This is a genomic window from Streptococcus sp. A11, from assembly GCF_043674225.1.
Taxonomy (GTDB): Bacteria; Bacillota; Bacilli; order Lactobacillales; family Streptococcaceae; genus Streptococcus; species Streptococcus suis_V.
This window is the reverse complement of record NZ_JBIMJS010000006.1, coordinates 90,537-101,879: the sequence shown is the minus strand read 5'-3', so window position 1 is coordinate 101,879 and position 11,343 is coordinate 90,537. Positions and strand designations below refer to the sequence as shown.

Below are 11,343 nucleotides of genomic sequence, written 5' to 3'. Positions count from 1 at the left end.
TCAGTCAGCGAGTCAATCTCTGAATCAGTATCAGAATCTATTTCAGAATCGGTATCGGAGTCAATTTCTGAGTCAGTCTCTGAGTCAGTATCAGAATCAGTGTCTGAGTCCATCTCAGAATCAATTTCTGAATCGGTATCAGAGTCCATCTCAGAGTCAGTAAGCGAATCCGTATCTGAATCAGTATCAGAATCCATCTCTGAGTCTGTAAGTGAGTCAATCTCAGAATCAGTGTCTGAGTCCATCTCAGAATCAGTCTCAGAATCAGTCTCAGAATCAGTGTCTGAGTCAGTATCAGAATCAGTGTCTGAATCGGTATCAGAGTCAATCTCTGAGTCAGTAAGCGAATCTGTATCAGAATCAGTCTCTGAATCAGTCTCTGAATCAGTCTCGGAATCCATCTCTGAGTCTGTAAGTGAGTCCATCTCAGAATCAGTGTCTGAGTCCATCTCAGAATCCGTATCTGAGTCCATCTCAGAGTCAGTATCAGAGTCAATTTCAGAATCAGTGTCTGAGTCCATCTCAGAGTCAGTATCAGAGTCAATTTCTGAATCAGTATCTGAGTCAGTAAGCGAATCAGTATCAGAATCAGTCTCTGAGTCAATCTCTGAATCAATTTCTGAATCGGCATCAGAGTCAGTATCAGAATCAGTGTCTGAGTCTGTAAGTGAGTCAATCTCAGAATCAGTAAGCGAATCCGTATCTGAGTCAGTCAGCGAGTCCATCTCAGAATCAGTGTCTGAGTCAGTCTCTGAGTCAGTATCAGAATCAGTGTCTGAGTCCATCTCAGAATCAATTTCTGAATCGGTATCAGAGTCCATCTCAGAGTCAGTAAGCGAATCCGTATCTGAATCAGTATCAGAATCCATCTCTGAGTCTGTAAGCGAATCCGTATCTGAGTCAGTATCAGAATCAATATCTGAATCCGTCTCTGAGTCAGTCAGCGAGTCAATCTCTGAATCAGTATCAGAATCTATTTCAGAATCGGTATCGGAGTCAATTTCAGAGTCAGTAAGCGAATCAACTTCAGAATCAGTATCAGAGTCAGTTTCAGAATCCGTCTCTGAGTCAGTATCAGAATCAATTTCTGAATCAATTTCTGAATCGGTATCAGAGTCCATCTCTGAGTCAGTAAGCGAATCCGTCTCTGAGTCAGTATCTGAATCCGTATCAGAATCAGTGTCTGAGTCAGTATCAGAATCAGTTTCTGAATCAATTTCAGAGTCAGTATCAGAATCCGTTTCTGAGTCAGTAAGCGAATCCGTATCTGAGTCAGTATCAGAATCAATATCTGAATCCGTCTCTGAGTCAGTCAGCGAGTCAATCTCTGAATCCGTATCAGAATCTATTTCAGAATCGGTATCGGAGTCAATTTCTGAGTCAGTCTCTGAGTCAGTATCAGAATCAGTGTCTGAGTCCATCTCCGAATCAATTTCTGAATCGGTATCTGAGTCCATCTCTGAGTCAATTTCAGAGTCAGTAAGTGAATCCGTATCTGAGTCAGTAAGCGAATCCGTATCTGAGTCAGTGTCTGAATCCATCTCTGAATCAGTCTCCGAATCAATTTCAGAGTCAGTTTCAGAATCAGTATCAGAATCCATCTCTGAATCAGTCTCAGAGTCAGTAAGCGAATCCGTATCAGAATCAGTCTCTGAGTCAGTCTCTGAGTCAGTCTCTGAGTCAGTCTCTGAGTCAATTTCTGAGTCCATTTCAGAATCAGTTTCAGAATCCGTTTCAGAGTCAATTTCAGAGTCAGTATCAGAGTCCATTTCAGAATCAGTCTCAGAATCCATCTCTGAATCAGTTTCAGAGTCCGTATCTGAATCCATCTCTGAATCCATCTCTGAATCGGTATCTGAGTCCATCTCTGAGTCAATTTCAGAGTCAGTAAGTGAATCAGTTTCAGAATCCATCTCAGAATCAGTCTCAGAGTCAATTTCTGAATCAGTCTCTGAGTCAATTTCTGAGTCCATTTCAGAATCAGTCTCAGAATCAGTCTCTGAGTCAGTATCAGAGTCCATTTCAGAGTCAGTTTCTGAATCCATCTCTGAATCAGTATCAGAGTCCATTTCAGAATCAGTAAGCGAATCCGTATCAGAATCAGTGTCTGAGTCAATCTCTGAGTCAGTATCAGAATCAGTCTCTGAGTCTGTAAGTGAGTCCATCTCAGAATCAGTGTCTGAGTCAGTATCAGAATCAGTGTCTGAGTCAATCTCAGAGTCAGTAAGCGAATCCGTATCAGAATCAGTGTCTGAGTCCATCTCAGAATCAATTTCTGAATCGGTATCAGAGTCCATCTCAGAGTCAGTAAGCGAATCCGTATCTGAATCAGTATCAGAATCCATCTCTGAGTCTGTAAGCGAATCCGTATCTGAGTCAGTATCAGAATCAATATCTGAATCCGTCTCTGAGTCAGTCAGCGAGTCAATCTCTGAATCAGTATCAGAATCTATTTCAGAATCGGTATCGGAGTCAATTTCAGAGTCAGTAAGCGAATCAACTTCAGAATCAGTATCAGAGTCAGTTTCAGAATCCGTCTCTGAGTCAGTATCTGAATCCGTATCAGAATCAGTGTCTGAGTCAGTATCAGAATCAGTTTCTGAATCAATTTCTGAGTCAGTATCAGAATCCGTTTCTGAGTCAGTAAGCGAATCCGTATCTGAGTCAGTATCAGAATCAATATCTGAATCCGTCTCTGAGTCAGTCAGCGAGTCAATCTCTGAATCCGTATCAGAATCTATTTCAGAATCGGTATCGGAGTCAATTTCTGAGTCAGTCTCTGAGTCAGTATCAGAATCAGTGTCTGAGTCCATCTCAGAATCAGTCTCTGAATCAGTGTCTGAGTCCATCTCAGAATCAGTCTCTGAATCAGTGTCTGAGTCCATCTCTGAGTCAGTATCAGAATCAGTGTCTGAGTCAGTATCAGAATCAATCAGCGAATCGATTTCAGAATCCGTCTCCGAGTCAGTATCAGAATCTATCTCTGAATCAGTTTCTGAATCCATCTCAGAATCCGTCTCTGAGTCCATCTCTGAGTCAGTATCAGAATCTAGTGTAGAGATTCATTCACACGGTCCTGGATTGGTTAACCCACCGCTTCCACCAATGAATATTGAATCGATTTCTGAATCTGTTAGCCAGTCACTATCAATCTCTGAGTCCATTTCAGAATCAGTGTCTGAATCGATTTCAGAATCTGTTTCAGAATCAGTTTCTGAGTCCATCTCTGAGTCCATTTCTGAGTCTGTATCAGAATCAACTCCTTCACAGGATTCACAACTTCCTCGTAAGTCTGCAGTATTGCCAAGTACAGGTGAGGAGTCGTCATCTTGGGCAGGATTGCTTGGAGCAGGCCTCTTGTTTGGTGGTTTGTACAAACGTCGGAAAAAAGACGAAGAAGAAGCAAAGTAATCAAAGCTAGAAGGCAAAAAGAAAAGTAGCTAGCAAATGTCAGCTACTTTCTTTGTATCAAGTTCTGATTTAAATATGGAAAAAACCGATAATCAGTTGAATAATAGACAAAGAAACAGTACACTAATAGATAAGTAAGGGAACTGTTAGCAGTTTGTATGGAAAAAGCTGGCGCATAAGATTTTTTAGATTCATTTAACCTTAAAATAGTAGACTAGAAAAAGTAGCCTCAAAAAAGGAAAAATAAGTGCCAACTAGCTATATTTTCCGTAGGAAAATTGAAAATGTATTCATTGAAAAAACTTAGTGTTTTCACAGTCTTTTTATTGACTTAGCCTAGCAATAGTGCTAAAATTGGGAGACTCTTTTAGACATATTTAAAACTAGTAAGACATGAGCAAAAACGCAGTTAAAAAATGATTTTTTAACACTTTTCTTGAAATAGCGAATAAGAATGAACAAGTCATACTAGTTGAATCGAAGCTGCCCTTTAACGAGGGCAACTTCGATTTATCATATGTGGGGATAATATCTTATCCCTAGATATGATAAGGAATAGGAAGTTTATATTATGAAAAATATATGGAGAAACTATCGTTCTTCTACTCTAGCTAACCGTCTGACCTGGATGGTGGGCATCGTATTTGTCTATATGTTGGGGAAATATATCCCAATCGCAACCCTTCCTGCTGCAGGCATTGAAGCGGGTGCATATAAATTAGATAGTGCCTTGGAGAACTTGGCCATGGTAACAGGTGGTCAGTTTTCGACCTTGAATCTATTTTCTCTCGGGCTGAGTCCGTGGATGACAGGGATGATCTTGTGGCGTTTTTTGACACTCTTTAAGACTATTAAAGGTTTAACTGCTCAACAAAGCCATCGCTACCGCATGTTATTGATGTTTATTGTAGCCTTGATTCAGTCCATTGGGGTTAGTTCCCTATCAGATTACTATCAGTTTAGTCAGTTTGGTGACTATTCACTCCCAATCTTAAGGGGAATTACAATGGTAGTGATGATTGCCGGTAGTTTTGTCCTCATGTGGTTGGCAAATGTGAATGGCCGTAAGGGCTTAGGAGGCCCATCGGTTATTATTGTCTCCAACATGATTTTAACCTTTATCATCAATATCATCCGGTATTTTTCAGAAAATCGATTGGGAGGCCTCGAATTTTTGTTGACGATTACGGTGATTGCACTAATCGCTTCTGCCTTGATTTGGATTACAGTCGTCATCTATAGAGCAGAGTACCGGATTCCGATTCGACGGATTATGATTATCAGTGCATTTGCCGAATCCACCTATATCCCGATTCGGGTGACGCCGGCTGGAGGGATGCCCTTCATGTATGCGATGACGCTGATGTCCTTGCCACCAATTCTGATTTCAGCTCTGTTGCAGGTCTTTCCGGAAAATTCTATATTGCAGGAGCTGGTTGGGAAGATAAGTATTTCAGAATTACTCGGAATTCTTGTGTATATCTTCTTGCTCTTCATCTTAGCCATTGGTTTTGCCTACTTCAATCTGGATCCGACAGAAGTCGCGGAAAACATGCAGAAAAGCGGGGACTATATCGAGAATGTTCGTCCAGGAGAGGCAACTCGGAAGTACATTTCCTTCTATCTAAATCGTTTAACCTTGGTTGGTGCGATCTATACCTGCTTGATGGGAGGTGTGCCTTTGCTCCTGGTGTGGAGCCAACAAGGACAAATCAGTATCGCACTGTTGATCAACAATATTTATATTGTCACTACCCTTTTGTTGGGCATAGTGGAACAGGTTCGTATTCTTCGTTCATGGAGAGAATACGACGAGATTATTTAAAGGAGTTACTATGTTTTATTTTGTCCCATCCTGGTATCAAGGAAATCGTAAGTGGTATATGGAAGCCCCATTATGGTTTCGCGTCATTGAAAATATGACCTTTGACGATGCCGTGAATCAATTGAAGACCTTCCAGGCTGCGGGTGAAGAAACGATGATGCTCTTGTTGGGGTACCAACCCCATTTGCGCTATTTTTTGCACCGTCAAGATATTCTTTCAACCCCATACTGGTCCTTCTTTGACGAGATTCAAAATATCCAAAGCAAAAATACCAAGGTGCTCCAGGTAACGGATTTGACTTGGCCACAGGGAGCACGTTTTGTCTATACTCCCTTTGCCTTGTTGGTAAAAATTGGGGATGAACGGATTGCGGAAGTGCATTTTGCTGAAAACGGCAATCTCTTGAAAGTGGAATACTTTAAGGAGAATGAAGTCACCTACCATTACCTGTTTGATGATCGTGGATTTTTATCGAGTATCCTTTATTTTTCAGATGGTCAGCCTAGTCATCAGGACTATCTGAATGAAAAAGGGGTCTGGCAGGTTCGTGAGCACTTGGCAGAAGCTTCCAATCTCATTACCGTCAACCCACGGGCAGATCAGGAATTCTTCCAGCTGGCTTATGAGAGTTGGGATGATTTGATGTTAGAGAAATTATTCTTCTTCAAACGTCTGCGTATGACAGAACATGACTACTTGGTTATGGCAGTCCATGAGCAACACAATCGCCTCTTGTTAGATGCTTTTGAACAACAGAAAAAAGTGTTGTCCTTTAGTGGAGAACGTTACAGTCTCCAAGAGGGCAGTGACTTAAAGCGTTTGGCTCAGGAAGGTGATGTCCTGGTAGTGGATTCGGAGAAAAACAAGCTGGCCCTTGAGTACAGTTTGGCCCAGCTGGGAACCCCTGCTCACCATGTAAGCAAGGTGACGCCGTTTGATACGCGTTTGCGTTTAGGACGCAGTCAGACGGTCAAGGAATTAATTATTTACTGGCAGATAGACGGTGCAAGCCGTGAAGACTATTTACAAACTCTGCATGTTTTATTGCAGTTAATGGAAGAAAATCCCTTGATTGAATTGGACATTGTCAGCTATGAACGTGCACGCAATATGAAGGCTTTGGAAAGTGAATTGATTGCTCTTCTACAGGAAAAATACACACTTGAACGGTTCATGGAAGTATCGGAAGAGGCTGGTGAAAACCAATTGGAAGAGGATCAAGAGATGACCTTGTCCAGCATTCGCTTCCATACCTTTACCAATGAAAATCAGATTATTCGCCAACTAGATACGACCAGATTGGTATTGGATTTGGGACAGGTTCCGCATCTTTATACTCAGATTGCTAGTATTAGCGCTGGAATTCCACAAATCAATCGCCAAGTTTCAGAGTATGTAACGCATGGGGAAAATGGTTGGATTGTGACGGGAATTAAAGACCTGACAGAAGCAGTCGCTTATTACTTTGATGGTCTGACAAACTGGAATAGGTCCCTTGTTTCAACTGTTCAAAAAATGGGGGATTACACTAGCGGTCGCATTATTGATCAGTGGAAAGAATTATTAGAAAATAAAGGCTAACAGAATGAAAATTTTACAGATAGGAAGCCAAGATTGGTCGCAAGGAAAGGAGCTTCCAGCAGACCTGGAATGGCTTTATACGAGTGCAGAAGGCATTACAGACCTTCTCCAAGACTTAAACGATGCAGCTTTGGCAAAAATTCCTGCTGAAAAATTAGCAGAAATGGGAGAAAATCCCAAGGTCCCTCTTTACTTTACAGGAATCCTGGTAACCGATTCTCTGTCGGAAAAGCAACTTGAACCTTTGATGAATAGCATCGAAGCTTATGCTGTCTTTATGACAGAAAATGTGGAGGTCTTTGATATAGCTCCGACTGGTTTTTACCGCAGAAAGGTGATGTCTTACCTACCTATACAGGGAAGCCAGGAAGAGTTGATCGCTTTTCTCCATATGAACCTTTTTTCAGGACAATATGGGGCTAAGTTAAAGATCCCTGAGATTGATGTTAATCCCAACTTTACAGGTCAAGTTGATTATGAGGGCAATGTCGGTGTTACGTTTACAGGTGATTTTGGGGAGGATTTTCAACCCCTAATGACATTTCGTTATAACTTGGGGACCTTTCCCACGTCTCTTGAAATCTGGTTGGAATACATAAAAAATGGAGACTGTGAACTTCGTCTAGAGTTGGATCTGATCCGTAAGGGATCTTTAGCGGATGTTTTTGAGCAACAGATTTTGAGTGAAGAAGAAATGAAAGAACCTTATGTTCTAGCACGACATCCAGAGGTTGGTTTCTATAGTGTGTCTGTTTCTGCCAGAGGGACAGGATCTATCAAGACTGGTGTACTCCATTGGCGTTATTCGCGTTCTGGACTTGGTCGTTTTATCTTAGGGGGGAAGCGTCATTCGGATGCCAAGCGCCAAGAAATTTTTCATTACTTTAACCCTGGAGATATGAAACCACCTTTGAATGTTTATTTCTCTGGTTTTCGTGGAGCGGAAGGATTTGAAGGTTTCTTCATGATGAAACGCTTGGGAGCTCCCTTTCTACTCATAGCCGATCCACGTTTGGAGGGAGGATGCTTCTATTCTGGAACAGATGAATTAGAAGGTCATTTACAATCTGCGATTCAAGAAGCTTTGGATTATTTGGGATTTGATTCGAACCAACTTATTCTTTCCGGTCTATCAATGGGAGCATTTGGTGGCTTGTACTATGCGTCTCATTTTAATCCCCATGCTGTTATCGTCGGGAAGCCGTTTACAAACTTAGGAGAGACTGTTTCTAATTTGAAGTTGAAGCGTCCCGGTGAGTTTGAAACCAGTGGTGACATGATTCGGAATGTGGTCGGTGGAGCTGATTCTGCCTCAGTTGAAGCCTTTAACCAACGATTCTGGGATAAATTTGGCGAATCAGATTTTCATACGACTCAATTTGCGATTGCGTATATGGAGCAGGATGACTATGATGGCCATGCTATGGAACGCCTGATTGATTATTTGGCGGATAAGGATGTCCATATTTTCTGTAAGGGGTATGAAGGCCGACACAACGACAATAGTCGAGCCATCAACCGTTGGTTTATGGCTCAGTACCATAAGATTCTAAAAAATGATTTTGGAAGGGACATGTAATGGTAGAAGCGTTAGTGCAAAAATTACTCTGGACAGGAGTAACCCCAGGTGTAAACTACCTGTACGGTTCAATGATACAGATACAGAAAGACTCGATTTTTTTTGAGAATCTTCATTTTTCACCAGGTAAACCCATTAAAACATGGCGATCTCGGACTAACTACCAGGCCAATCGTTCCTGTCCAGAACTCCCCTTGCTCTATCCAGGAGTTACCTATCGCCTAGAGCAAAAGGTCACCATCACGCCTGAACAGACCGCCTATTTTCAAATTCAATATTTCAATCGCCAGAATGAGGAAATCCAACGGGATATCCTCAGAAATGGGCAAGAAGAATTTACCTTTCCTAAAGATGCCTTCACCTATCGGATTTCCCTAATGAGTGCAGGTTGTCGGCAGGTGGAATTCTTCCATATTGCGATTTATGGACCTGAAAATAGCGCCAAACCTTTGATAGAAAGAAATCAGGTCAGTAGCTACACATCAGATCAGGAACCTGAGGAACTAAGATTGGTGAGCCGCTTGATTCACCAAAAAGGATAAAGGAATAGCAACCATGCAATACAAGACTTCTTTGCTGAATCAGATTCGGTTGAGAAAGATTAAAAAATTAACCAGACAGATTAATGCTCTGTCCGATACCTATGAAGGGATGACCGATCAAGACTTGGCGAATCAAACAAGTCTCTTTAAGGCGCGCTTGGAAGCAGGAGAGGACCTAGACGATATACTGGTAGAAGCGTTTGCGGTTTGTAGGGAAGCCTGTTACCGTGTCCTAGGTCAATTTCCATATGATGTACAGGTGATGGGGGGAATTGCCCTCCATCAAGGGACCATTGCGGAGATGAAGACTGGTGAGGGAAAAACCCTGACGGCGACAATGCCCCTATACCTCAATGCCTTATCAGGAAAAGGCGCGATTTTGGTCACCACCAATGAGTATCTGGCCAAGCGGGATGCTCTGGAAATGGGGCAGGTCTATGAGTTTCTCGGCCTAACTGTTGGTCTTGGTGTCTATGATGATGACCAAGAAGGAGATGCAGAGACTAAACGAATGGTCTATGGAGCCGATATCACCTATGTAACAGGTGCTGGTCTGGGTTTTGATTACCTGTCTGATAACCTTGCTTCTTCAAAGAGCGAGAAGTTCCTACGTGACTTTAACTATGTTATTGTTGATGAGGCGGATGCGGTCTTGCTAGATAGCGCCCAAACTCCTCTCATCATCTCAGGGACCCCTCGAGTTCAATCCAATATGTACGATATCTGCGATCAGTTTGTACTAACTTTGGGAGAAGAGGAGTTTTACTTTGACCCAGATAAAAAAGAAGTCTATTTGACGAACAAGGGAAATGACTATGCGGAACACTATTTCGCAGAAGAGAGCATTTACAATGCAGACAACTGGGAGCTCAATCGCCATATCAACCTAGCCTTACGGGCCCACTATCTCTACAAGAAAAATTATGATTATGTGGTACAGGATGATGAGGTCAAACTCTTGGACAATCGAACAGGACGCGTGTTAGAAGGCACCCGTCTACAATCTGGTATTCACCAAGCCTTGGAAACCAAGGAAAATGTGAAGAAAACCAAAGAAAGTCGTGCCATGGGCTCAGTTACCTATCAAAGCCTCTTCAACATGTTCCCTAAACTTGCAGGAATGACAGGTACAGGACACCAGGCAGAGGATGAGTTGATTTCGACTTATAAGGTTCCAGTTATCTCCATTCCGACCAATGTGCCGATTCAACGAATCGATTATCCAGATAAAATTTATACCACTCTTCCAGAAAAATTGTATGCAACGATGGAGCTAGTTAAGGAGCTGCATGCCAAGGGACAACCTGTGCTGTTGATTTCTGGAACTGTGGAAATCACCCAAATTTATTCGCAACTGCTCTTGCAAGAAGGCATTGCCCATTCAACATTGACAGCTAATAATGTGGCAAAAGAAGCCTTGATTATCAAAGAGGCTGGTCAGTTGGGGACGGTGACTTGTGCGACTATTATGGCCGGCCGTGGGACTGATATTAAGTTGGGACCAGGTGTGGAACAATTGGGTGGTTTGGCAGTTGTTGGAACCGAGAGGATGGCCAATAGTCGGATGGACTGGCAGTTGCGCGGTCGAGCAGGCCGTCAAGGTGAACCAGGCATGTCTCAGTTCTTTGTCTCCTTGGAAGATGAATTGTTGACCAACTATGGTCCGGAATGGGTCAAAAAATACTTTAAAAAGCATAATCGTGAAGATCGCAGAAATTATGGTCGAGCTTTGACAGGTCGCCGCTTCCATGCGGCCATTCATCAAGCTCAAGAAAAGAGTGAGGATAACGCTGTCAGCGCTCGTCAATCAACTATTCGCTTTGATGAAAGCCTGCGGGTCCAGCGCCAGAAGATTTATGGCTTGCGGGACCGCTTGATTCTTGATGATGAGAACTTGGCGGGAAATGTCCGCCAGATCATGGAAGAAGTAATTGATTCCTATTTGGCCGAGAATAAGGAGCGAACACGCCATCAGCTACGCCGCTATATCTTGGACAACTATAGCTATGCTTTCAGGTATTTCCCAAGAGCTTTAGACTTGGATGATGACCAGGACGTTAAGAACTATTTGTTAAAATTGGTGGAAGAAGAAGTGGATAAAAAAGGGACGCTTTTGCAGTCAGAAGAAGCTTTGTCAGAGTTCTATCGTTTGTCTGTTTTGAAGGCAATTGATGAGTGCTGGGTCGAAGAAGTTGACAGTCTCCAACAATTGAAGGGGGTTGTCACAACACGATCTACAGCCCAGAGGGATGGGATGTCCGAATACTACCAAGAATCCCTGCGTTCCTACAAACAGATGTCTGATTTTGTCAAACAGAAAATCGCTCGAAATGTTATGCTCAGTACCATAGAGCAATCGAAAGATGGAAAACATTCTATTTATTTTGTGTAAGAAAAGGAACAG

The 11,343-nt window shown here is 42.4% G+C and carries 6 protein-coding genes and 1 pseudogene; all 7 read left to right on the top strand.

From position 1 onward, the window contains the following. Positions 1-15: 15 nt before the first annotated feature. Positions 16-1,551 (top strand): annotated as a pseudogene (locus ACHBIF_RS05195) (DUF445 family protein); the annotation flags it as partial. A 1,530-nt stretch (positions 1,552-3,081) separates the two neighbouring features. Then, positions 3,082-3,411, top strand: a complete 330-nt coding sequence (locus ACHBIF_RS05190; protein ID WP_394719120.1) for an LPXTG cell wall anchor domain-containing protein — start codon at positions 3,082-3,084, stop codon at positions 3,409-3,411. Between the two features lie 571 nt (positions 3,412-3,982). Continuing rightward, a complete protein-coding gene (gene secY2 / locus ACHBIF_RS05185; protein ID WP_394719116.1) occupies positions 3,983-5,236 on the top strand; it encodes an accessory Sec system protein translocase subunit SecY2 in 1,254 nt (417 codons plus the stop codon). Between the two features lie 10 nt (positions 5,237-5,246). Next, positions 5,247-6,818: an accessory Sec system protein Asp1 gene (gene asp1 / locus ACHBIF_RS05180; RefSeq protein ID WP_394719114.1), complete on the top strand. Its 1,572-nt coding sequence runs from the start codon at positions 5,247-5,249 to the stop codon at positions 6,816-6,818. A gap of 4 nt (positions 6,819-6,822) precedes the next feature. Further along, on the top strand, positions 6,823-8,397 hold the full coding sequence (asp2, locus tag ACHBIF_RS05175) for an accessory Sec system protein Asp2 (RefSeq protein ID WP_172058947.1): 1,575 nt from the start codon (positions 6,823-6,825) through the stop codon (positions 8,395-8,397). Continuing rightward, entirely contained in the window at positions 8,397-8,939 is a 543-nt protein-coding gene (gene asp3, locus ACHBIF_RS05170) for an accessory Sec system protein Asp3 (protein ID WP_172058948.1), read from the top strand. Before asp2 ends, asp3 begins: the two co-directional genes overlap by 1 nt. A gap of 13 nt (positions 8,940-8,952) precedes the next feature. Next, positions 8,953-11,331, top strand: a complete 2,379-nt coding sequence (gene secA2 / locus ACHBIF_RS05165; protein ID WP_394719111.1) for an accessory Sec system translocase SecA2 — start codon at positions 8,953-8,955, stop codon at positions 11,329-11,331. Positions 11,332-11,343 lie beyond the last annotated feature (12 nt).

Bases quoted from the DNA above. Each gene is read 5' to 3' on its own strand.
- secA2 (WP_394719111.1), top strand. From the start codon at position 8,953: ATGCAATACAAGACTTCTTTGCTGAATCAGATTCGGTTGAGAAAGATT.
- secY2 (WP_394719116.1), top strand. From the start codon at position 3,983: ATGAAAAATATATGGAGAAACTATCGTTCTTCTACTCTAGCTAACCGT.
- asp1 (WP_394719114.1), top strand. From the start codon at position 5,247: ATGTTTTATTTTGTCCCATCCTGGTATCAAGGAAATCGTAAGTGGTAT.
- asp2 (WP_172058947.1), top strand. From the start codon at position 6,823: ATGAAAATTTTACAGATAGGAAGCCAAGATTGGTCGCAAGGAAAGGAG.
- asp3 (WP_172058948.1), top strand. From the start codon at position 8,397: ATGGTAGAAGCGTTAGTGCAAAAATTACTCTGGACAGGAGTAACCCCA.